Here is a 22,357-nt window from a genome sequence, read left to right as displayed (position 1 = left end):
TATGAAAAAGAATTATCTTATAGTATGGGTGGTGATGCTTGGCTTTTTTGCAGTATCATTTGTTACAAATATTCTAGGACCAATAATCCCTGATGCTACGCAAGATCTTCATCTAACACTTTCCCAAGCAGGGGTTTTACCTTTTGCATTTTTTATAGCTTATATTATTTCTATTCCAGCGGGGTATATGCTAGAGAGATATGGTAGTAAGAAGATGATTCTATTTGCATTCTTTTTAGGTTCTTTAGGTTCTATATTATTTTGTCTTAAAGTTAGCTATATGACTTATTTAATAAGTTTATTTACAGTGGGCACTGCTGCAGCAATATTACAAGTAGCTTTTTGGCCTTTATTAAGAGTTGCTGGTGGAGAGGAAAATTATTCATTTTTCTCAGTATTACAACAAGTGTTCTTTGGTAGTGCATCTTTTGTAAGTCCATTCGTATTATCATATTTAGTTATAAACCTACCATATAATGGCGATAGTAATTATTTCTTATTATTCTTCACTAAACTAATAGGAACAAATTTTAGTTGGGTGTCTATATATTGGTTTAATGCAATAGTAATGTTTTTATTGGTAATATTTATTGGCTTTATAAAATTCCCTGAAGTTAAGCTTAAAGATGATGAAAAGCTTGAAGGATTTTCAACAGTATTAAGCCTTTTGAAAAATAAGGTAGTTTTAATATATTTCTTAGCTATATTTGCATATGTTGGCCAAGAGCAAGGTATTAGTGTCTGGATTTCTAAATTTTTAAGTGATTATCATGGGTTAAATACGGAAACATATGGTAATACGACTGTAGCATTATTCTGGATTATGCAATGTGTTGGAGGTATTTTAGGTATAGTTTTATTGAAGCTATATGATGTTAGAAATATCCTCAAAGTATTTTTAACTCTGCAATTGATATCTTTAGGGCTTGCACTATTTGGATCTGCAACCTTTGCGTTAGTATTTTTCCCTATATGTGGATTTTTAACTTCTGTCATGTATGGAGGAGTTTTCTCATTAGGTATGAACTCATTAAAATCTCATCATGGAACAATCTCAGGAATATTTTGTACAGGGATTATCGGTGGGGCAATAGTTCCACTAGTTGTAGGTAGTATGGGAGATATATTTGGATTAAGAATAGGTATTTGCTTTGTCTATTTGACAATAATATTTCTATTATATGTAGTGATAACTGCAAAACCATTAGTAAATAATAAAACTGTGAAGTTGAAAGAATTATTTAATAAGTAGGTAATATGAATATATTTGAGCAAACTGAAATCCAAAATAAAGTAATAATAGGTGTTGATATTGGTGGAACCAAAATAAATGCGGGAAAAGTCATCGGGACGACACTTCTCAAAACCTCATTAAATAAAATTCCAGCAGCTGGTGAATATGACGCCCAATCAGTCATTAAAGTTATTAAGGAAACTATAGCTAATGTTTTTTCTGATGATGTCGAAGGCATTGGCGTAGGAATACCTAGTGTAGTAGATAGAAAAACTGGCACTATATATGATGTTCAAAATATAAAATCTTGGAAAGAAGTTCATCTAAAAAAGATTTTAGAAGAAGAGTTTAAAGTCCCTGTTTATATAGATAATGATGCAAATTGTTTTGCTATAGGCGAAAGGTTGTATGGTAAAGGGAAAGAATATCTAAACTTTGTGGGTATCACTATAGGAACAGGTATTGGTGGAGGAATCATTAATAATGGTACGCTACTACAAGACTCTAACTGTGGCTCTGGAGAGTTTGGGATGTTACCGTATTTAGATGGAATCTTAGAAGATTATTGTAGTGGTCAATTCTTTATAAAGAAAATAGGTATTGATGGAGCTGAACTTTTTAAGAGAGCTAAAAACAATGATACAGATGCTATAGAAATATATAAGCAATTTGGTAAGCATTTAGGTAATGCTATAAAGTCCATTATGTATACTATAGATCCAGAGGCAATTATATTAGCTGGATCGATAATATCCGCAAGAGAGTATTTTGAAAATGAAATGTGGGAAGAAATTAGATCTTTTGCATATACTCAATCGCCTAAGAAACTTAAGCTAGAGTGGTCTAGTTCAGATGGAGATTTTCAGGTTTTTGGTGCAGCAGCAGTTTATTTAGATAGAGTTTATAATAAAAAATCTTAAGAAAATGGTTTAAAAATCATTGCTGAAGGATCAGATTTAAACTGATTATAGAGTTCTATAATGTATCTGTCTGTCATACTTGAGATATAGTCACTTATGATCCGGGCTTTTTGTTGATCTGTATCGGCAGCATGGAAAATAGCGCCAATATCATCTGGTAGAAGACTAGAATGAAGTTCTGAGGTTATTAATATATCAAAAATTTCAGAAATTATTTCACGTCCTCTATACCTTAGAATATTTAGCTTAGGTGAGGTTATAACTTTGAAAAGGATATATTTTTTCAGTACTTCAACTTGTTTCTCAGTCTCATCACTTAGATACACGCGAGATAATAAAGGAGCTTTTTGATTAATATCAATTTTTATATTTGAAATACAATCATTTACAAGTTTTGAAGTAACTTTTGTTCTTAGGTAACTGTTATTAGCTATCCTTTTTGAATCTTGATATATCTCTCTTGGGTCTTTACCAAAATCCATATATCCAATAAAAATATTTTTTAGAATATCTCTTATTTCTTCTTTTGATAAAGCTAATTTAGACTCTGTAGCTTTTTGTATTCTTTCTATTAATTGATTATCAATACTTGCCATTGATAATGGATCAACAAAACCACCTTTTAAAGCATCTTCAACATCATAAGTTGAATAGGCTATATCATCAGCTACATCCATAATATAGCATTCGATAGTTTTGAAAGTCTTTATTTCTTTAGGATCTATATTATGTGGTTCTAACAGTTTTTGTTTTATATCCGTTACTAATCTAGCTTCTTCTTGATAGTATCCTTTTGTAACTTTGATTACAGGCTCATTACTTGGAATAAGTGAGTCATATTTTATTGTTGCTGCAAGAGTACGATAAGTTAAGTTAAGACCAAAATTTTGTTTGTTTAATAAATCCTTTTTTGCCGTATGGGATATTAGTCTAAGTGTTTGGGCATTACTTTCAAAGCCACCGTAATCTTGCATCTTTTTATTAAGGGCAACTTCGCCATTATGTCCAAAAGGCGGATGGCCGATGTCATGACAAAGAGCAGCTGTTTCAATCAAGTCATAATCAATGTTTAAATTATGCTCAGCATTTAATCGCACAGCTATAGACTTAGCAATTTGTGCTACCTCTAAAGAATGTGTTAGACGATTTCTAAAGAAGTCACTTTCAAAGTTTGGAAAGATTTGAGTTTTTGATTGTAACCTTCTAAATGATGATGAATGTACTACACGAGCATAATCTCTTCTGAAATTTGAAAAGTATTCTTTATGAGAAATCTTTTGGTTTTGTCTAAGAAAGTCATTTTCCGAATATAAATTAATAGCCATTGCTTAATTAAATCTAACTGACACATTAGTAATAATATTGGTAATTATGGGTAGATACAAGCTTAAAACAAGATAATGGATTTATACCTTTGAGAACTATAGTAAAACATAGATTGCAGATGATAGTGCAACGATACCAACAAAGAGTATGAAAATATCTCCTAATGGGTTTTTATACTGTTTTAGATATTTGATTTTATAGATGCTATAAATAGGCATAATGAATAGAATTATGGCTAAAACAAGGCCTCCAATACTAGATATCATATCTAATATATTTGGATTTAAATAAGCTACAAGCCAGCATGATATAAATACTATTGATAGAGTAATTGGTTTTATAGTCTTTTGACTAATTGAATTTTTTGAGATTTTATAAACTATTCCATCAATACCTTCTTTTGAACCTAAATAATGGCCAAAGAAAGATTTACTCATAGCAACTAATGCAACTAATGGAGCTATATAGTCTAAAGAGTAATTATCAAAATGGCTGGCAAGGTAAGATAAGATAGAGATATTTTCTTCTTTTGCTTTCATTAGGTCATCAGGTGATAGAGTCAACATAGAGCTAATTACAAAAATAACTACTGTGATAATCATTAAAATATTACTAAAAGCTATTATCCTAGATGCTTTTATATCGGCATCTTGTTTATACCTTTTTTTTGTATAAACAGCTAAAGAAGAGATGATAGGTGAATGATTAAATGAAAATATTAATATCGGCATAATTATCCATATAGCTAATAAAACTCCAGAGAAAGTATGATTATACTCAAAACTATTACGTAGTATTCCCATATCCCAATATGGAATCATCCATAATGAGAGTATTAGTAGGGCAATGATAAAAGGAAAAACAAGAAAACTCATGACACGAATAATAAATTTCTGTCCAAAGTTAATGATAAAAGTTAATGATAATATGGTAAAAAAGCTTAAAAGAAACCTATTGTGTATATCATAGTGGAGTTGATATTGAAAAAAATTCGCTAGAGTATTTGTTATCCCAACGCTATATACCAATAGTATTGGTAAGATAGCAAACAAATATAGAATATTGAAAATTATTCCACCAATTTTACCAAAATAATCATCTGCAACTACAGTAATGTCAGAGTTAGTATTTGGGTTTGATATAACAAATCTACATAATGCTCTGTGTGATAAAAAAACCATTGGAAAGATAAAAACTAATACTACAAGTATAGGGACGATTCCTGAAATTCCTGTTTGAATAGGTAAAAATAGCACGCCTGCACCAATAGCTGTGCCATACAAGCTAAGTGACCACATGAAATCTTCATTTCTTTTCATAGTAAAATAAAAGTAATTTTTATGGAGTGCTAAAATTAGCAATCTATAAGCTTTAAAATGATTAATAGAATTTAATGTAAAAAGACTTATTTGTCAAAGCACTAGTTTAGATTTCTTTTTAAGAAACTTTTCGGTTTTGTCTGAGAAGGTTACTTCCGAATATAAATTAATATTCATAATTTAATAAATCCAACTGACCATTACTATGATATTTATAATTATAAAAGGATACAAACTTAAACAAGATAATAGCTTTTCAGCTAGGTACTATATCTCGCGATACTTGGGTGAATGTGATTTATACTTTATTATGAGAAGTGCCAAAATTAACTACAATAATTGTGCAGAGTATTAAAAAATATTCTAAGAAGATTAGTTAGAATAATATATGATTTAGATATAAAAAATAAAATAAGTAAAAGGAGTATAGTAATGAGTTTAGAAAAAAGAATTCAAAGACTAGAAGATATAGAAACAGTTAAGAAAGTAATAGCAACTGCTGGTAGATGGTTTGATCGTTGTGAAATGACTGCTTCAAAAGAAGATGCTAGTAATTTTTATAAAACTTTATTTACTAAAGATGGTTTTATGGAGTTTCCTTTTGGTAAGTGGGGACCTGGTGCAGAGACTGTATCAGAAGAGCTAGCCGCTTTTTCACAAAATATTGATTGGGCATTGCATCATTATACTAACCAAGAGGTTGAAATAAATGAATCACTGGATAAAGCTATATATCATGCAATAGAAATTATTCCTATAAATATCGATGGTGCAGCTACTTGGATGTTTGTTGAAAACGAGTCAGAACTCCATAAAATTGATGGAAAATGGAGAATTCATAAATATGGTATTGTAGATTTTAAATCATTGCAAAATACAGCAACATGCTGGCCTAAATTTGATAAAAATGAAAATTCATGGTTGTTTAAAAAATTATAATTAAGTTTTGGTATATTGTTTTTTTAAAGTATTAAAAAAGATGATTTGTAGAAATGAATTATTTGTATATTAATATTTTTCTGGATAAGGCAAAGTAGGATAAGCAGGCGGTAGATCTAATCCTTTAGATGCTTCTATTCCTCTAAGTATATCTGGCCTATCTGTGATTATTCCATCAACTTTCCAGTCGATAAGATTATTGATTGTTTTATAGTTAAAATCCGTTCCAGCATCTTCTGTCCAGCCCCAAGTTACAACTTTTATGCCTAGCTCATGTGCATGCTTAACATCTTCTTTCGTTAAATCTTTTTCATAAGGTTCCCAGAATGTCCCACCTAATTTTTTCACCATAGTAGGGTAGTCATAATTATAATCAGCTGGATTTAAAGGGGCAGTCCATTTTGCATAGTCAGACATTTTCTTATCACTTTCAGCATTCATAGGTTCGGTTGTATGATCAGTAAGATAGGCAGTTTTTACTCTTGGATTTAATTTTTGTAAATCAACTAAAGCTTGCCATTCAAATGATTGAACCTCAACCATATCTGTAGAGTCAGTTTTAATTAGTAGTTTGTTTAGAGCTTCAGCCATTTCTTGAGCTGACCAGCTAGTTGCTGGATCGTATGGATTAGTTTTAATTTCTATTTGTAAGCGTACTCGGGTACCAACATGTGACTTAACATAGTTAATAACTGATTCTAGAGTTGGCATGTGGACGTTATCCATGCCTGTATGGTTAGGGTACATTCCAGCAGTGGCTGTATCAGGTTTAATATATCCAACAGTGTATTGCTGTAGCTCTGCCAGAGTTAGATCTTTAATAGGCGTTTTCTCAGCTATCCAACTTCCGTCTTTGTCTTTAGTAAGATCTGGATTTAGTGTTAAATCATGTGTTACAACTAAAACTTTATCTTTAGTCATATTTATATCCATATCTATGACATCTACACCAATACGCATTGCTTGAGTATAAGCTGGTAAGCTATTTTCTGGTGCTAATGGACGCAATCCACGGTGCGCATAAATATCTATTACATCAGCAAAAGAGCTTGATATACTACCAGCAAGTAAGATTGTAATTATGGATTTTTTTAACATATATTCTCCTTTATCTTTTAGAAGTTTCTTTTTGAGCATTCTTAAAATCTTTTTTAAACTGTTCATTAGTTTGTAAAATAGTGAAATTAATAGTTGCGACCATTTTTGCAGCTTCTATATCACTTTGCCAGTGCACTCCACAAATGACTCTACTCTGACCTTTACCATTTGCAACTTTTAATATTTCTATAGCATTTTGTGGCTTTAATTCAGTTAGAATAAGTCCATATGTCCAAGCCCTAGTGGTATGACCTGATGGGTAAGAGTAGCTACTTGGATCCTCTGAAAGGTCACAAGGATTTTTATCAAAAAATATAAAAGGTCTTTTCCTTTTATAGTAATCTTTATCAATATTTTTTGCGTTATTAGCATCAACAATAGCTTTTTGTAAAAGATTATAAATTGCTGGGGTATCTTCTTTACTTAATTTTTGACCAAAAGCTTTACTAAAGTCAGCTATATGAATGTCACTATCATTTGAAGCATCATGTATAGCTTTAATATATTCTTGAGAGTTTTTATCTAGACTAAATGTTGCTTCAGATATAGCTTTGTCATTCAAAAAAGCAATAGAATTGTTTGAAGGAGGTAGACCAATAATTGATGTTGTATTTACTACTTCATTTTCTGGTAAATATCCTCCCGACTGATATGAAGCATAAGAAAGAGAAACTATACCTAATATTAGAGCTAGGGATATAGTTTTTTTTAGATGAAACTTCATTATTTTTTGTCTTTATGATTTAGATTCCAGCAGAAAATCAGCAGTACAGTAGCTATGGCACTTGATGAAATTAAGAAAATAAATACCGCATTCCATCCCATATATGTAGCTATTATGCCAATAACTGCTTGGGCACCAACAGTACCAATGAAATAACCGAATAAGCCTGTAAATCCAGCGGCTGTTCCAGCTGCTTTTTTAGGTACTAAGTCTAAAGCTAATATTCCAATTAGGGCCACAGGCCCATATATGAATACACCCATAAGAGATAGACATAGTAATGATAACCATGCTGTATCACTTTGCCAGTAAACAAATAAAACAGCAATAAATAAAATCATACATATAACGCCAACAGGTGCTCTACGACTATTAAAAAACCTATCTGTTATCCAACCTATTAAGATTGTTCCTGGAATTGCAGGTAGTTCAAATAAAGCAAATCCCCATAGTCCAGTAGCTGTAGACATATGTTTTACTTGTACTAGATAATATGTTGACCAGCTAAGTAAGCCATATCTAGCACAGTATACAAAAGCATTTGCTATAGCTATAGTCCAAATCCATTTGTTGTTTAATACATGCTCGAAGAATATTTCTTTAGCACTAAAATCTTTCTCATGATAGTCAGAATTAAGATCATTTGATCTGTATTTTTCAATTGAAGGCAAACCAACTGATTGTGGCGTATCTGCGCCGAAGATTACTATTAATATCGCTACAAAAATACATAGAGTACCAGCCACATAAAAAAGTCCATGCCAATTATTATTAAATATAAAAAGTCCAATAGGCACTACAGCAATAGCTAGAAAGCCAGCGCCTACATTGTGGGCTGTATTCCAGATACCCATTTTTGTACCACGCTCATTGTCACAAAACCAATGTGTCATAATCCTAGCACATGCTGGCCAGCCCATTCCTTGGGCCCAGCCATTTAGTAGCATTATTACAAACATTACAAGTACACCAGCACTTAGAAATGATGGTATAAGTAAGTTAAGCAGACCGGTAATAAATAAACCTAAAGCCAAGAAATATTTAGCATTACTTCTATCGGAAACATTGCCCATAAAAAACTTACTAAGACCATATGCAACTCCTAAAGCTGCACCTATTAGACCTAGTTGATCTGGGGTGAGGGTAGTTATATATTGCTTTGAAACATCAAAGCTACTACGACCAAAATAGTAAGTGAAATAACCAATATAGGCAACTAAAAACATTCTTAAGCGCCAACGAGGATATTTTTTGATAATTTCACTATGTTCTAGGGGAGCTATAGCCTGAGCAGGCTTTAATAGATTTCTAAGCATAAATATTTTGCAAAACTTAGTATTAGAGAAAGTCTAGTTTAGTTTTTATAATATCGCAATTAATTTTACTAATTGATAGCGGATATTGTTTTTTTATTTTTATGTATTTTTTATAATAGAAATATAAACTCTTTATCTTAGAGACAGATGGATTTTAGTAAAAATAAAAAAAGTAAAATCATTATTTTAATATCAATATTCATCATTGTTATATTTTTGTTTGTTTTTGGTTTTAGTTCTAAAAGTAAAGTTATTCCAGGTTATATAAGCACTAATGTTAGATATATTTCATCAGATGAAAGTGGTAGAGTTTTGGATATTAATGTTGATGAAGGACAGTATGTTAGCAAAGAAACTCCTTTATTTTCTATAGATTCAGCAAATAATCAAATTTTATTAGGATCAAATGATTTTCTTTATCAAGCGGCACTAGCATTAAAAGAAAATTTCTCAAAAGGTAAGACAGAACCGTATATTGCAAAAACAACTACAGATATAGCTACTGCTGAGGCTGCATTAGAAACAGCGAAATTAGAGTATGAAAGACAAGAGGGCTTATTAGAGTTTGCAAGTACTTCAAAAAGAGAATATGAACAAGCATATAGTCAATATATAAAATCACAGAATCAAGTAAAAGCTTTAAACATCATGCAAACTATTAACAATATGCCAGCAAGAGAGGATCTAATATCTGCGATTGACTCTATGTCAAAGGCTATTTATAGTAACTCCTCTTATTTAGAGAATAAAATAAATTCAGCAAATGTTAAAGCATTAGAAAAAGGATATATCTATCAAATATTTTTTCATAAAGGAGAAATGGTTAGGGCATATAGCCCAGTGATGTCTATGATTAATCCGGACGATGTTTATGTTGTATTTTATGTTTCAAAAGAAGATTTGAACAAAGTTCATTTAAATCAAAAGATAGAAATAAAAACTACAAATAATTCTATTGTGTCAGCAGATATTTTTTACATATCTCAAAAAGCAGAATACACACCTCCTTTGCTATATGGAATAAATTCTGATTCAGAAATTTCTTTTGAAGTTAAGGCCAGAGTAAAATATTCGCAAGAAGAGTCGACTATTCATATTGGTGAGCCTGTGAGAGTGACATTGTAATGGATGCTGAAAAAGAGCTCATAATTGATGTTAAGAATTTAACTAAAGTTTATGGTGAAAAAACAGTAGTTGATAATATTGATCTTCAAGTTCAGAAAGGTGATATATATGGTTTTTTAGGTCCTAATGGCTCAGGAAAAACTACTTCTATAAGAATGGTTTGCGGACTTCTTCCGATAACAAAAGGAGAAGGGACTTGTCTTGGTTATGATATAGGAACTCACTCAGGTGCTATTAAGCAACAAGTTGGCTATATGACACAAAAATTTACTCTCTATCCAGACTTAACAGTTAGAGAAAACTTAAAAATTTTTGCAAGACTTCATAGCTTAAAAAATATCAAAGAAGCTGTAGAAAGAACTATGGATAATCTACAAATTGGCAAAGCTAGAGCAAATCAAAAAGCCTATGAATTATCAGGTGGATGGAAGCAAAGGTTAGCTTTAGGTGTTGCAACGATACATGATCCTAAGTTGCTATTGTTAGATGAGCCTACAGCGGGTGTTGATCCAAAGGCTAGAAGAGAGTTTTGGGACTATATATCAGGATTATCAAGTAGAGGAATAACTACATTAGTTTCTACACACTATATGGATGAAGCTGAAAGATGTAATAAACTGTCATATATTGCATATGGTAAGCTACTTTCAAGTGGCACACAAAAAGACATTATTTCTGGATGTAACATCAAAACTTATAATATAGTTGGTAAAGGCGTTTATAAATTAATAGCAGAGTTGCAAGAGCATCCAGATGTTGAGCAGATCTCAATGTTTGGAAGTAGTGCACATTTAAGTATTAAAAAAGATGTAGATATATCTCCAATAGCGTCTCAGTATAAAGAATTTGAATGGCAAGAAATAGATACTTCTCTTGAGGATGCTTTTATTTATCTTATGAGTAGTCAGAAGGATAACTTTGCATGAAGTATTTTGATATTAATAGATATTATGCAATTTTACTTAAAGAAGTAATTCATATGCTTAGAGATAGAGTTACTATTGGTTTGGTATTGGGGATCCCATTAATCCAAATGATACTTTTTGGATTTGCCATAAATATGAACCCAAAACATTTAAGCACAGCATTAATAGATTTTGATAGAACGTTACAAACTAACTTTCTTGTTGAAAAAATAAATAACACAAACTATTTTGACATGAAGTATCAGAATCTTTCTCTCGATGACGCAATGACTTTGATGAGAAAAGGACGAGTGCAGTTTATAATAGAAATCCCACATAATTTCACAAAAAAAGTTTATAGAGGAGAGACTCCAGATATTCTTATAATTACAGATGGCGCTAATCCTACTTCAAGTGCAGCTGCAATGGAGGCTATTGGAAAGTTAAAAGGCATATATAATAATTATTTTGCTACTCAGTCACAAACATCAGTAAGTAAAGAACCATTTAATTTTGTTGTTCATAATAAATATAATCCTGAGAATAAGACTCAAAATAATATTGTACCAGCATTAGCAGGAGTTATCTTAACTATGACTATGGTAATGGTGACATCTTTAGTAATAACTAGAGAAAAAGAATATGGCACAATGGAATCTTTATTAGCTACTCCTGTAACATCATTAGAAATAATTTTAGGTAAAATTACGCCATATATAGTTGTCGGTTATATACAGTTATTGCTTATTATTTTGTTTGCCAAAGTAATATTTGGAATAACAATACTTGGAAGTATAACTTTATTGCTTATAGCAACTTTTCCTTTTATTGTGGCAAATCTACTTGTTGGCATAACCTTTTCGACAGTTGCTGCAACTCAGCTACAAGCAATGCAAATGACGTTTTTCTTTTTCTTGCCGTCAATTTTATTATCTGGATTTATGTTCCCTTTTGATGGAATGCCTGAGTGGGCACAGGTTGTAGGTAATATTCTTCCATTAACTCACTATTTAAATATTGTTAGAGAAATATTACTTAAAGGAGGAGGGCTCTTTGATATTTTAAGTAGCATATATCCACTTCTCATATTTATGGTGGTTGTATCATTTGTTGCGTTAAAAAGATATAAAAATACAATCTAATAGCCATTTGAGCTTACTTAAATACTTTGCGCTTTTGTGCTAACCTATATCCAAATTTGTGTGTTAAGGAAAATAATCGTGCTCGATTATAAAAATACTTTTATTGGAAGAAATATTAAAAGTGATGTTTTATCTGGAATTGTTGTAGCTATTGCTTTGATACCTGAGGCTATAGCATTCTCTATTATGGCTGGTGTTTCACCAACTGTCGGTTTATATACAGCTTTTATATTAGGCTTAGTTACAGCTTTAATCGGTGGTAAAGCTGGTATGATTTCAGGAGCTACTGGTGCAGTGGCAGTAGTTTTAATAGGGCTGGGGGTTAGCATAAAAAATAGCTTATCACCAGAAATGCTACAGAGCTTAACAGTATCAGATCAATTAAGCTCATATATTTTACAATATATTTTATTATGTACTATATTGGCTGGAATTATTCAAATTACTATAGGAGTGTTTAAGCTTGGTAAGTTAATACGCTTAGTTCCTCAACCAGCAATGTATGGTTTTGTAAATGGTTTAGCAATAGTAATAGCATTAGCACAGGTCCCTTTATTCTATAATGAAGGAGCATATATGTATGTTTTAGTGCTGATAACTATGCTTATTGTGTATTTTTTTCCGAAGTTTACAGATAAGATACCAGCTGGGCTTGTTGCTATAGTTATAATAACAGTGGTGGTTTTGGCATTTAAATTACCTACAAAAAATGTTGGTGACTTAGCAGACATCTCTGGTTCGTTACCTTCATTTTCTATACCCCATGTACATTTGACATGGAGCTCTATTATTACTGTTTTACCATACTCAATTATTGTGGCATTGGTCGGATTAATAGAATCCCTGCTTACATTATCAGTTTTAGATGAAATGGATGGTAAAAGAGGAAGTGGTAATCAAGAGTGTATAGCTCAAGGAACAGGGAATGTTTTCTGTGGTTTCTTTGGTGGCATGGCTGGTTGTACAATGATTGGGCAATCAATTATTAATTTTACAAATGGTGGTAGAGGAAGACTATCATCAGCAACTGCAGCTATTTTACTAATAACATTTGTAGTAGTACTTTCAAAATATATATCATTAATTCCAGTAGCAGTTTTAGCAGGTATTATGTTTATGGTGTGTATTAATACTTTTGAATGGGAAAGTATGAATCGTATTCGTTATATGCCAAATTCTGATAAGTTTGTACTCGTTGCTGTTACTATAATTACAGTATTTGCCGATTTAGCTATAGCTGTTATTTCCGGAGTTATAATTTCTGCTTTAGTTTTTGCATGGAAAAGCTCACAAGTTAAGAGTAGGACTCATAGAGAGGATGATAATACTAAGGCTTATGAGTTTTTTGGACCACTCTTTTTCGGATCAACGTCATCATTTAAAAATTTATTTGATATTAAGTATGATCCTGAAAATATAATATTAGATTTTGCAAACTCTAGAGTTATGGACATATCTGGTGCAGAAGCTATTGACGATGTTACAAAAAAATATTTAGATTTAGGTAAGAAGGTGACTTTAAGACACTTGAGTGAAGATTGCCGTCAAGTATTAAAGAATGCTGGACCGTACTGTGAATTTGAAGAGACAGATCCAACTTATAAAATTGCGAGGAATATATAATGAAAAAACAAAAAATAAGTACAGAAAATGCACCTAAGGCTTTAGGAGCTTATGAGCAAGCTATAAAAGTTGGTAATTTTGTTTATACATCTGGACAGATAGGTCTTAAACCTGATGGAACTTTAGTAGGAGAGTGTATAAAAGAGCAAACTAAACAAGTTATGGAAAATTTAGAAGCTGTATTAAAAGCAGCAGGTTCAAGTTTACAAGAGGTTGTAAAAACTACTATTTTTATAAAGGATATGACAGAGTTTGCTATTATTGATGAAGTTTATAAATCTTTTTTTGATGGAAATTTTCCAGCTAGATCTTGTGTTGAAGTTGCAAGACTACCAAAAGATGTGAAAATTGAAATTGAAGTTGTAGCATTAGTGAGTATCTAATTATATGTTAAAGCAAGTTAAGCTGATTTTAGCTTTAGTATTTATATGCTTTTGTTATGGTAAGAGCTATGCATTTGGAAAACCAGATTATTCAACAGTAATAGCATTTGGTGATAGTCTGACAGACAACGGTAATCTTTATAAAAAATCTTTAGAAAATATTCCTGATAAAGATACTTGGTATAAAGGAAGATTTTCTAATGATCGCACATGGGCAGAATATTTGTGCTCATATAGTTCTGATAAAGACTGTAAGTTCTTAGATTATGCATATGGAGGGGCTTATAGTTCTGATGGTTATCAGAATGTAAAGTATAATGATGAAGTGATCTATAAGCTAACAACTAATTTTTTACAACAAGTAGATAACTTCGTTAAAAAAGATAAAAAATATGATCCTAATAAGACGCTATATGTAATGCTTATAGGTGGAAATGACATTATGGAACGTGAAAAAAAATATATAGATGTTCCAAAAAATGTAGATAAAGCTATTGATACTTTAATAAAAGAAAAGGATGCTAAGCATATCATATATCTGAATATTCCTGATGTAAGTAAAGCACCAATGTTTAGTAAATCAGATAAGGAAAAAAAGCAAGAAATACATGAAAAAGTAGTAGAACTTAATACACAAATAGAGAAGGTTGTTGAAAAATATTCAGATCAAGGAGTAGATATTAAGCTAGTTGATTTCTATACTTTCTTAAATAACTTGATTGATGATAAAAGTTATATTTCTGATAAGCCTTGTATAGATATTCCATTATCTGCAGATAAATTAAATTTTGTGTTGAAATATGATAAAACTAGTGATTGTAAGAAAAATCTAGCAAAATATGTATTTTTTGATAATTTGCATCCAACAGGAAATGTTCATGAAAAGCTTTCAGAAGAAGTAAAAAAAGATATGTAGTTTTTACATAAAAATACTAACTATACTATAAAAAACAGTTCCTAATAACATAAAAACTGATGGATAAAAAGTTAAGGTAAATCCTAATGCTCTAGACGGAGCGCCTTTATTATATCCATTAAAGAATAAGATTCTTCCAATAGCAAACATAATTGCAGCATAAATAATCACAGATAGAGTATCGCTAGGCATGATTACAGCCCAAGAAGTATAAGCTGCTAATGCTAAACAAAACTGCTCTAGAGTATTTTGTAATAATGATTGAAGAACTTTTGCTTTTTCAGAACCTACAGATAAACCTCCACCATCTATATCTTCTGGTGTAAAGAAACGATGACCAGCAAGTCTACCTATAGAAATCATCAAAAATAAGGCAGGTAATAAGAGAGCTTTAAAAGCGATTGTTAATGAATTATCAATATTTGAAAGTATATTTACATATACCCCTACTAATATGATAGCAATAGAGATAGATGAGCCTATTGCCATCCCACGTAGTACACCTTTTTGTTTTTTAGTCATATTTGATAAAAATGGATAATTTGTATATTTATAAATAATATAATATAAATATATTAAATTTATAGGATTTAATATTTCCAACAGCTTTTTATATGATCATTTACTATGCCAATAGCTTGAAGATAGGCATAGATAGTAACACTTCCAACAAACTTAAAACCTTTCTTCTTTAAGTCTTTTGAGATTTGATCGGATAGCTCTGTTTTATTGGCGATTTCTTTAATTGTATTTAGCTCATTTTTTATAATTTTTTTATCTGTGAAGCTCCATATATAGTTAGAGAAACTTCCATAATTCTTTTGTATTTCTAAAAATGCTTGGGCATTATTAATTATCGATTCAATTTTAAGTTTATGTCTTATTAAGCCTTCATTTTGCAAGAGCTCTGCTTTCTTATCATTATCAAAATTAGATATTTGCTTAATTGAGTATGAAAAAATGTGTTTGCGGTAATTTTCTCTTTTTTGAAGCACGGTATACCAGCTTAAGCCGGCTTGCATAGTTTCTAAAATTAGAGTTTGAAATAAGTAGTTATCATCATAATTAGGAGTTCCCCACTCATTATCATGGTAGTCTTGGTATAGTTGGGATTTATTGCACCATTGGCAGCGTATTTTATTATCTGTTAACTGCATTATTAAACCATATAACCATTTTCTTGAGCAGATTCTCCAAGACTTTTAGCTGTTTCAACAGGAAGCTTACCAGTCATATAAATTGCTCCTCCCATAGCTAATCCTCCTGCAGCTGCAGGGATCTCAAATACCCTTACTATTTCTCTGTCACTTATGTAGTCTCCATTATCAAAAATCATGGGCGACATGACAGCGCCACCAAAAAAACCAGTAAGAGAACCAACAGGTATCATCACTACAGATGCAACAGCGATACCCGCAATTGTTATTGGTGTCATTAGAATGGTGCCTATGCTATTTTCTTTAGGTGGAGTATCGTAAGTAGGATTATTTATAGGACTTTCTCTTAAAAACTTATTTTCTTGAGCAAAACTAGTTACAGATAAAAAAAGTATTAAAGAAATAATACATAGTATTTTTTTTAACATATTTCTGACCTTATGAACCTTTTTTTATAAAGGATTTCCTTCATTTTTTAGATAAATTTTTCCTACAAGAAGATCTCCTATATAGTTTAAATGACTGTTTCCATTATCATTGTTCATATAAATAATCTTACCATCTAATACATTTTTACACTTTTTATCAGGACAAATGATTTTCGTTGTGTCTATTATTTTTAAAAATGAATATTTTTGTTTCAATTTATTAATTTCTTCTAAACTTTCTTTTTGATCATCTAAGATTTTATCAAGTTTATTTATACAGCCTAGAGGTTTATTATTCTTTAAGTCGAAATCTTTAAAGCCACATGTAGGTTTATTTTTTAGAAGAGAAGGAAAATCTAGAACAATAATTGGCTCAATTCCTTTTTTATGTAATATTTCTATACTTTTTTCAATATAGCTAAATTTGTTGTCGCCTTTCCAGTTGGTATAAGTTTTCCAGAAACCAGCAAAAATAAAGATTTTTGGTTTTATATTATCTATTATTGGGTATAAGTCTTTATCTATAAATCTTTCTGTATAAACATCATCAAGGATCGACAAAGCATTATTATCTATTTCAAGCAAAGATAATTTTTTATCTTCACTCCATAATCTTATCATTTGAGAGATAGCTCTAGCATGAGAGTCGCCAAAAAGGACAATATCTATCTCTTTGTTATGTGAGCAGGTTTTTAATAAAATTGGATTAATACTTCCATCTTTATTAAACACTTTATCTTCACAATAGAAAACAGAATGATTGAGATCTTTTGTACGGTTTATAATTTTCTGATCTAGAGATCCTATCTTATAATCTAATTGGGATTGCTGACTGCATATAAAAAGATTAATACAGGCAATAATAAGAGGGATAATGAAAAGAAAAGAAAGGGCTTTATTGAATGAGTATTTTTTCTGTCTAAAAGGTTTTTCTATAAAATGATATGTAAGTGTTGCTAATATAAAAGTTAGAAAAATAATAATTATGTCAACTAAGATAGTTTTTTCAATACTGAGGTAGTTAATAAAAGCAATAATGGGCCAGTGCCATAAGTATAATGAATATGATATAAGCCCAGTATAGACAAATATTTTATAAGAAAATACTTTATGAATAGGAGATGGCTGGCTACTATTTCCTAGATATATAAATAGTGTAGTACCTAGACATATTATAGCAGGCCATAAACTTGCATAATGGACATCTGCAAAAAGAGGGATAATTAGTAAGGTTAGAGCGAGTATATTAAGGAAAAGAGATTTTTTTTCTGGTTCAGATCTAATATTACTTGAATTCATTAGAATTGCTAATGAACACCCAAATAATAATTCGAAAGCTCTAGTAAAAGGGAAGTAATAGAATATTTGATTTTTTATTGATAAGAAAGCAATTAAAGATGAGATTAATAATATGCTAGAAATAATAAATATTTGTTTATTAGATTTTATATTAAATTTAAAAGCTACTATGAGGATGATAGGCCAAAAGATATAGAATTGTTCTTCTATGCCTAAAGACCATGTATGTAATAAAGGGATAATAGTTGAATCGGAACTAAAATATCCAAATTTTAGAGTTGCAAAGAAAAAGATATTAGAAAATGAAGCTATAGCGGAAACAAGTGATTGAGCATAGCTATATAGATCCTCAGGCAATAGAATAAGCCAAGCGAAGAATGTTGTTGTTATAAGTACAATTAATAGAGCGGGTAAAATTCTTTTGATTCTTCTAAGATAGAAATTTTTAATAGAGAAACAGTTATTATTTAAGTCTCTAATTATAATAGAAGTTATTAGAAAGCCAGATATCACAAAGAAAATATCTACGCCAAGGAAGCCTGCTCTAATCCACGAAATATCTAGGTGATATAGGATAACAGCTATAACAGCAAGAGCTCTTAAACCATCAATATCTTTTCTATATTTTATATTGCTCATATTTTATTAGTTTAATGGGTTACCATATTTTTCCATATATAATTTGCCAACTAGCATAGAACCATAATTAGTGAGATGAGAGTTATATATTCCCCAGGTCATTTTAGCGTTATCACTATATAATATTTTATTATCTATAGATAAATAACATTTTTTATCATCACAGATAATTTTATTTATATCAATAGTTTTTACTAAGCTATTTTTTTGGGCTATATTGTTAATCTCTTTAATAGATTCTTTTTGATCTTTTTTAACTAAATCTAGATTGTTAAAGCACTCTTGATTCAATAATGAGGTTATTCGCGTCATTCCACAATTTGGCTTTTTATCAAATATTGGTGCAGAATCAAGGATTATTAGTGTAGGGATATTATTCTCAGTCACTTTTTTTACGGCTTTATTAAGGTATTTTATGGTGTCAGTTGTATTTTTTGTATATGAGGACCACCATCCAGCAAAAATAAATATTTTAGGATGTGTTAAATCTATAATATTTTGTATGCTTTGTTCAATATCTTTTTTATATATAAGATCTTGAATTTTATCCTGTGATTCACCAAAAGAAACTGTAGACAAATTTAATGGTTTTGTCCATGAAGATACCATAGGAGTAAAAGCAGCAGCATGAGAATCTCCAAACAACACAACATCAAAATGTTTTTTATTTTTTATACAATTAGAAATTTCAGTTTTATTTATATTTATGCTATTTGGGTTAGAGTTTCTACAATTAGTTATATTGAAATTATAGTCACCAATATATCCATACGAAGTAACTGCTTGTCTGACAGTATAGTATCCTGAAATTGCGTAATTATATCCAATTTTAGGATATTTTGAGATTATAAATAATAATATACAAGCAATAATAAGGGGGATAATGAAAAGAAAAGAAAGGGCTTTATTGAATGAGTATTTTTTCTGTCTAAAAGGTTTTTCTATAAAATGATATGTAAGTGTTGCTAATATAAAAGTTAGAAAAATAATAATTATGTCAACTAAGATAGTTTTTTCAATACTGAGGTAGTTAATAAAAGCAATAATGGGCCAGTGCCATAAGTATAATGAATATGATATAAGCCCAGTATAGACAAATATTTTATAAGAAAATACTTTATGAATAGGAGATGGCTGGCTACTATTTCCTAGATATATAAATAGTGTAGTACCTAGACATATTATAGCAGGCCATAAACTTGCATAATGGACATCTGCAAAAAGAGGGATAATTAGTAAGGTTAGAGCGAGTATATTAAGGAAAAGAGATTTTTTTTCTGGTTCAGATCTAATATTACTTGAATTCATTAGAATTGCTAATGAACACCCAAATAATAATTCGAAAGCTCTAGTAAAAGGGAAGTAATAGAATATTTGATTTTTTATTGATAAGAAAGCAATTAAAGATGAGATTAATAATATGCTAGAAATAATAAATATTTGTTTATTAGATTTTATATTAAATTTAAAAGCTACTATGAGGATGATAGGCCAAAAGATATAGAATTGTTCTTCTATGCCTAAAGACCATGTATGTAATAAAGGGATAATAGTTGAATCGGAACTAAAATATCCAAATTTTAGAGTTGCAAAGAAAAAGATATTAGAAAATGAAGCTATAGCGGAAACAAGTGATTGAGCATAGCTATATAGATCCTCAGGCAATAGAATAAGCCAAGCGAAGAATGTTGTTGTTATAAGTACAATTAATAGAGCGGGTAAAATTCTTTTGATTCTTCTAAGATAGAAATTTTTAATAGAGAAACAGTTATTATTTAAGTCTCTAATTATAATAGAAGTTATTAGAAAGCCAGATATCACAAAGAAAATATCTACGCCAAGGAAGCCTGCTCTAATCCACGAAATATCTAGGTGATATAGGATAACAGCTATAACAGCAAGAGCTCTTAAACCATCAATATCTTTTCTATATTTTATATTGCTCATATTTTATTAGTTTAATGGGTTACCATATTTTTCCATATATAATTTGCCTATTATTTGTGATCCAAAAGTATTCAGGTGGCAATTATGATAATTCCATTTCATTTTAGTATTATCTAGATATATTGGATTATTTTCTATAGCACTAAAGCAAGTACTTTTATCACAAGTAATTTTTTTTATATCGATTATCTCTAAAGAAGGAAAGTCTTTCTTTATTTTTTTTATTTGTTCCAGTGATTCCTTTTGCTCATTGATCACATTTTTATATGGCATATCGCAATTAATATTAAGAATTTTTGATAATTTAAGTTCACTACAATAGGGTTTCTTTTCAAATAAAGATGGAGCATCAAGAATTAATAAAGTTTTTATATTATTGTTTAAGGAGGTTTTGATGGCTTCTTCTAAACCGTTAAATCCATTCATAGTATCCTTAGTATAATAAGTCCACCATCCAGCAAAAATAATATATTTGGGGTGAGTAATGTCTATTATATTTTGAATTTTTTGCTTTATATTTTGATTGTACATTCCATTGACAGTATTAAGAGCATCTGTTCCAAATATTACGCCAGAGAGATCGCGTTGCCTTAACCAAATATTAACCATGTGGCTACTTGCCATAGCATGAGAATCTCCAAATAGAACTACATCAGTTTTTTTATTATTTACACATTTTTCTATATCTTCTTTTGTTAATTCTAAAGGAGTTCTATTCCAGCAATTAATCATCTTATCTAAACTATTCGGATCTGAAGTGCTTGATGTGTTCGTATTGTTAAAAACGGCATTTGGATATTCTTTTATAGTAATAAAGAAAAGGCCGCACAATAGTAAAGGTAAAATTATTAGTAGGTTAAAAGACTTAAATAAAGATGACTTCCGATATCTGAAAGGTTTCTCCACAAAAAAGTATGTGAGTATGGCTAATAAAAAAGTTAGAAAAATAATAACTATGTCAACTAAGATAGCTTTCTCAATACTAAGGTAGTTAATAAAAGCAATAATAGGCCAGTGCCATAAGTATAATGAATATGAAATAAGTCCTATTGATACGAGGACTCTATTTGAAAATATTCTATGGCAAAAGGAGAAATATTTTTGATTGGCTCCTAGATATATAAATCCTGCGGTGCCTATACATATAATAACTGGCCAAACACTACCATACTTCACATCTGCAAATAATGAAATTATTATAAAAAGAAAACAGATGAAACTAAAAAAACTATTTGTTTTCTCATTTTTAGGAAATTTGGGTTTGCCTAAATTGATTATTATTGCAATAAGACAACCAAATAATAACTCAAAAGCTCTTGTTAGAGGAAAGTAATAGTATTGAGCATCAGAAAAGAAATATAAAATAAGAGAAATGATTAAAAGAGATAAGCAAATAAAGAAAAGTTTTTTACTTGAATTTAATTTAAATTTGAAAACTATAATAAGTATTATAGGCCAAAAAAAATAAAACTGCTCTTCAATACCAAGAGACCAAGTATGTAGTAAAGGTATAACATTTGAGTCAGAACTAAAGTATCCAAAATTTAGAGTGTAAAAAAAGAATAAGTTTGAAACAGATAGAATAGTGCTTATTACTGATTTTGCATACGTTAGAAGATCTTGTGGTAAAAGAACTATCCATGCGAAAATAGAAGAAACTAAAAGAACTGTTATTAGCGCTGGAGATATTCTTCGTATTCTTCTAAGGTAGAAATTCTTAATAGAAAAAGTACCTGTTTTAAGATCTCTAAGAATAATTGAAGAAATAAGATATCCCGATATTACAAAGAAAATGTCAACACCTAAGAAGCCTCCTCGAATCCAGCTAATGTCTAAATGAAATAAGATCACTGGAATAATAGCTAAAGCTCGTAAGCCATCGATATCTTTTCTATATTTTATATGACTCATTTTACA

20 protein-coding genes are annotated in these 22,357 nt (G+C 30.2%); 9 read left to right on the top strand and 11 right to left on the bottom strand.

Features of this window, described 5'->3' with window-relative positions; genetic code table 11:
• Position 1 precedes the first annotated feature (1 nt).
• Positions 2 to 1,252 carry a sugar MFS transporter gene (locus tag DNK87_RS03660; protein WP_119331283.1) on the top strand — a complete coding sequence of 417 codons (1,251 nt, stop codon included), beginning with the start codon at positions 2 to 4 and terminating at the stop codon, positions 1,250 to 1,252.
• Positions 1,253 to 1,257: 5 nt separating this feature from the next.
• Positions 1,258 to 2,154, top strand: a complete 897-nt coding sequence (locus DNK87_RS03655; protein WP_377654516.1) for an ROK family protein — start codon at positions 1,258 to 1,260, stop codon at positions 2,152 to 2,154.
• Here DNK87_RS03655 and dgt read toward each other — a convergent pair.
• Positions 2,151 to 3,479: a dGTP triphosphohydrolase gene (dgt, locus tag DNK87_RS03650; protein WP_119331284.1), complete on the bottom strand. Its 1,329-nt coding sequence runs from the start codon at positions 3,477 to 3,479 to the stop codon at positions 2,151 to 2,153. The two genes, DNK87_RS03655 and dgt, sit on opposite strands and share 4 nt — an antisense overlap.
• Before the next feature lie 96 nt (positions 3,480 to 3,575).
• Complete coding sequence (locus tag DNK87_RS03645) at positions 3,576 to 4,799, bottom strand: aromatic amino acid transport family protein (RefSeq protein WP_119331285.1); 1,224 nt, start codon at positions 4,797 to 4,799, stop codon at positions 3,576 to 3,578.
• A gap of 432 nt (positions 4,800 to 5,231) precedes the next feature.
• On the opposite strand from DNK87_RS03645, the gene DNK87_RS03640 reads away from it, so the two are divergent.
• Positions 5,232 to 5,738: a nuclear transport factor 2 family protein gene (locus tag DNK87_RS03640; protein ID WP_119331286.1), complete on the top strand. Its 507-nt coding sequence runs from the start codon at positions 5,232 to 5,234 to the stop codon at positions 5,736 to 5,738.
• Positions 5,739 to 5,807: 69 nt separating this feature from the next.
• Here DNK87_RS03640 and DNK87_RS03635 read toward each other — a convergent pair whose 3' ends face one another.
• The 3 genes from DNK87_RS03635 to DNK87_RS03625 are packed head-to-tail and all read right to left on the bottom strand — an operon-like array spanning position 5,808 to position 8,876.
• The gene (locus DNK87_RS03635; RefSeq protein ID WP_119331303.1) at positions 5,808 to 6,836 is read right to left on the bottom strand and encodes a glycerophosphodiester phosphodiesterase; all 1,029 of its coding nucleotides are present in this window, start codon (positions 6,834 to 6,836) and stop codon (positions 5,808 to 5,810) included.
• 10 nt (positions 6,837 to 6,846) lie between these two features.
• Positions 6,847 to 7,560 (bottom strand): acid phosphatase, encoded by a 714-nt coding sequence (locus DNK87_RS03630; RefSeq protein ID WP_119331287.1) that lies wholly within the window; start codon positions 7,558 to 7,560, stop codon positions 6,847 to 6,849.
• Positions 7,560 to 8,876, bottom strand: coding sequence for an MFS transporter (locus DNK87_RS03625; protein ID WP_119331288.1), 1,317 nt, complete (start codon positions 8,874 to 8,876; stop codon positions 7,560 to 7,562). The genes DNK87_RS03630 and DNK87_RS03625 overlap by 1 nt, the downstream gene beginning before the upstream one ends.
• Positions 8,877 to 9,023: 147 nt before the next feature.
• On the opposite strand from DNK87_RS03625, the gene DNK87_RS03620 reads away from it, so the two are divergent.
• From DNK87_RS03620 to DNK87_RS03595, 6 genes are all read left to right on the top strand, one after another.
• Positions 9,024 to 10,001: an HlyD family secretion protein gene (locus tag DNK87_RS03620; RefSeq protein ID WP_119331289.1), complete on the top strand. Its 978-nt coding sequence runs from the start codon at positions 9,024 to 9,026 to the stop codon at positions 9,999 to 10,001.
• Positions 10,001 to 10,927: an ABC transporter ATP-binding protein gene (locus tag DNK87_RS03615; protein WP_377654510.1), complete on the top strand. Its 927-nt coding sequence runs from the start codon at positions 10,001 to 10,003 to the stop codon at positions 10,925 to 10,927. The genes DNK87_RS03620 and DNK87_RS03615 overlap by 1 nt, the downstream gene beginning before the upstream one ends.
• Complete coding sequence (locus DNK87_RS03610; protein WP_119331291.1) at positions 10,924 to 12,048, top strand: ABC transporter permease; 1,125 nt, start codon at positions 10,924 to 10,926, stop codon at positions 12,046 to 12,048. The genes DNK87_RS03615 and DNK87_RS03610 overlap by 4 nt, the downstream gene beginning before the upstream one ends.
• A 78-nt stretch (positions 12,049 to 12,126) precedes the next feature.
• The gene (locus tag DNK87_RS03605; protein ID WP_119331292.1) at positions 12,127 to 13,671 is read left to right on the top strand and encodes a SulP family inorganic anion transporter; all 1,545 of its coding nucleotides are present in this window, start codon (positions 12,127 to 12,129) and stop codon (positions 13,669 to 13,671) included.
• On the top strand, positions 13,671 to 14,054 hold the full coding sequence (locus tag DNK87_RS03600) for a RidA family protein (protein ID WP_119331293.1): 384 nt from the start codon (positions 13,671 to 13,673) through the stop codon (positions 14,052 to 14,054). The genes DNK87_RS03605 and DNK87_RS03600 overlap by 1 nt, the downstream gene beginning before the upstream one ends.
• Before the next feature lie 4 nt (positions 14,055 to 14,058).
• A complete protein-coding gene (locus DNK87_RS03595) occupies positions 14,059 to 14,970 on the top strand; it encodes an SGNH/GDSL hydrolase family protein (protein ID WP_119331294.1) in 912 nt (303 codons plus the stop codon).
• Between the two features lie 3 nt (positions 14,971 to 14,973).
• Here the strand turns inward: DNK87_RS03595 and DNK87_RS03590 are convergent, their stop codons facing one another.
• The 6 genes from DNK87_RS03590 to DNK87_RS03565 all read right to left on the bottom strand — a co-directional run bounded on the left by DNK87_RS03590 (position 14,974) and on the right by DNK87_RS03565 (position 22,351).
• A complete protein-coding gene (locus DNK87_RS03590) occupies positions 14,974 to 15,492 on the bottom strand; it encodes an MAPEG family protein (protein WP_119331304.1) in 519 nt (172 codons plus the stop codon).
• Positions 15,493 to 15,560: 68 nt separating this feature from the next.
• Positions 15,561 to 16,127 carry a DNA-3-methyladenine glycosylase I gene (locus tag DNK87_RS03585; RefSeq protein ID WP_119331295.1) on the bottom strand — a complete coding sequence of 189 codons (567 nt, stop codon included), beginning with the start codon at positions 16,125 to 16,127 and terminating at the stop codon, positions 15,561 to 15,563.
• A 2-nt stretch (positions 16,128 to 16,129) separates the two neighbouring features.
• Entirely contained in the window at positions 16,130 to 16,555 is a 426-nt protein-coding gene (locus tag DNK87_RS03580; RefSeq protein ID WP_119331296.1) for a hypothetical protein, read from the bottom strand.
• 24 nt (positions 16,556 to 16,579) lie between these two features.
• Complete coding sequence (locus tag DNK87_RS03575) at positions 16,580 to 18,493, bottom strand: acyltransferase family protein (protein WP_159240206.1); 1,914 nt, start codon at positions 18,491 to 18,493, stop codon at positions 16,580 to 16,582.
• Between the two features lie 6 nt (positions 18,494 to 18,499).
• Positions 18,500 to 20,440, bottom strand: coding sequence for an acyltransferase family protein (locus DNK87_RS03570; RefSeq protein ID WP_159240204.1), 1,941 nt, complete (start codon positions 20,438 to 20,440; stop codon positions 18,500 to 18,502).
• Between the two features lie 6 nt (positions 20,441 to 20,446).
• Positions 20,447 to 22,351 carry an acyltransferase family protein gene (locus DNK87_RS03565; RefSeq protein ID WP_159240202.1) on the bottom strand — a complete coding sequence of 635 codons (1,905 nt, stop codon included), beginning with the start codon at positions 22,349 to 22,351 and terminating at the stop codon, positions 20,447 to 20,449.
• Positions 22,352 to 22,357: the final 6 nt, after the last annotated feature.

Origin of the sequence: Pseudofrancisella aestuarii, assembly GCF_003574475.2 — a bacterium.
Classification (GTDB): Bacteria; Pseudomonadota; Gammaproteobacteria; order Francisellales; family Francisellaceae; genus Francisella; species Francisella aestuarii.
This window is presented reverse-complemented; position numbering and strand designations above follow the sequence as displayed.

Excerpts from the sequence above, each read along its gene's own strand:
- DNK87_RS03610 (WP_119331291.1), top strand. The coding sequence starts at position 10,924 with ATGAAGTATTTTGATATTAATAGATATTATGCAATTTTACTTAAAGAA.
- DNK87_RS03635 (WP_119331303.1), bottom strand. The coding sequence starts at position 6,836 with ATGTTAAAAAAATCCATAATTACAATCTTACTTGCTGGTAGTATATCA.
- DNK87_RS03655 (WP_377654516.1), top strand. The coding sequence starts at position 1,258 with ATGAATATATTTGAGCAAACTGAAATCCAAAATAAAGTAATAATAGGT.
- DNK87_RS03640 (WP_119331286.1), top strand. The coding sequence starts at position 5,232 with ATGAGTTTAGAAAAAAGAATTCAAAGACTAGAAGATATAGAAACAGTT.
- DNK87_RS03630 (WP_119331287.1), bottom strand. The coding sequence starts at position 7,560 with ATGAAGTTTCATCTAAAAAAAACTATATCCCTAGCTCTAATATTAGGT.
- DNK87_RS03565 (WP_159240202.1), bottom strand. The coding sequence starts at position 22,351 with ATGAGTCATATAAAATATAGAAAAGATATCGATGGCTTACGAGCTTTA.
- DNK87_RS03615 (WP_377654510.1), top strand. The coding sequence starts at position 10,001 with ATGGATGCTGAAAAAGAGCTCATAATTGATGTTAAGAATTTAACTAAA.
- DNK87_RS03620 (WP_119331289.1), top strand. The coding sequence starts at position 9,024 with ATGGATTTTAGTAAAAATAAAAAAAGTAAAATCATTATTTTAATATCA.
- DNK87_RS03645 (WP_119331285.1), bottom strand. The coding sequence starts at position 4,799 with ATGAAAAGAAATGAAGATTTCATGTGGTCACTTAGCTTGTATGGCACA.
- DNK87_RS03595 (WP_119331294.1), top strand. The coding sequence starts at position 14,059 with ATGTTAAAGCAAGTTAAGCTGATTTTAGCTTTAGTATTTATATGCTTT.
- DNK87_RS03580 (WP_119331296.1), bottom strand. The coding sequence starts at position 16,555 with ATGTTAAAAAAAATACTATGTATTATTTCTTTAATACTTTTTTTATCT.
- DNK87_RS03575 (WP_159240206.1), bottom strand. The coding sequence starts at position 18,493 with ATGAGCAATATAAAATATAGAAAAGATATTGATGGTTTAAGAGCTCTT.
- dgt (WP_119331284.1), bottom strand. The coding sequence starts at position 3,479 with ATGGCTATTAATTTATATTCGGAAAATGACTTTCTTAGACAAAACCAA.
- DNK87_RS03590 (WP_119331304.1), bottom strand. The coding sequence starts at position 15,492 with ATGACTAAAAAACAAAAAGGTGTACTACGTGGGATGGCAATAGGCTCA.
- DNK87_RS03600 (WP_119331293.1), top strand. The coding sequence starts at position 13,671 with ATGAAAAAACAAAAAATAAGTACAGAAAATGCACCTAAGGCTTTAGGA.
- DNK87_RS03570 (WP_159240204.1), bottom strand. The coding sequence starts at position 20,440 with ATGAGCAATATAAAATATAGAAAAGATATTGATGGTTTAAGAGCTCTT.
- DNK87_RS03625 (WP_119331288.1), bottom strand. The coding sequence starts at position 8,876 with ATGCTTAGAAATCTATTAAAGCCTGCTCAGGCTATAGCTCCCCTAGAA.
- DNK87_RS03585 (WP_119331295.1), bottom strand. The coding sequence starts at position 16,127 with ATGCAGTTAACAGATAATAAAATACGCTGCCAATGGTGCAATAAATCC.
- DNK87_RS03660 (WP_119331283.1), top strand. The coding sequence starts at position 2 with ATGAAAAAGAATTATCTTATAGTATGGGTGGTGATGCTTGGCTTTTTT.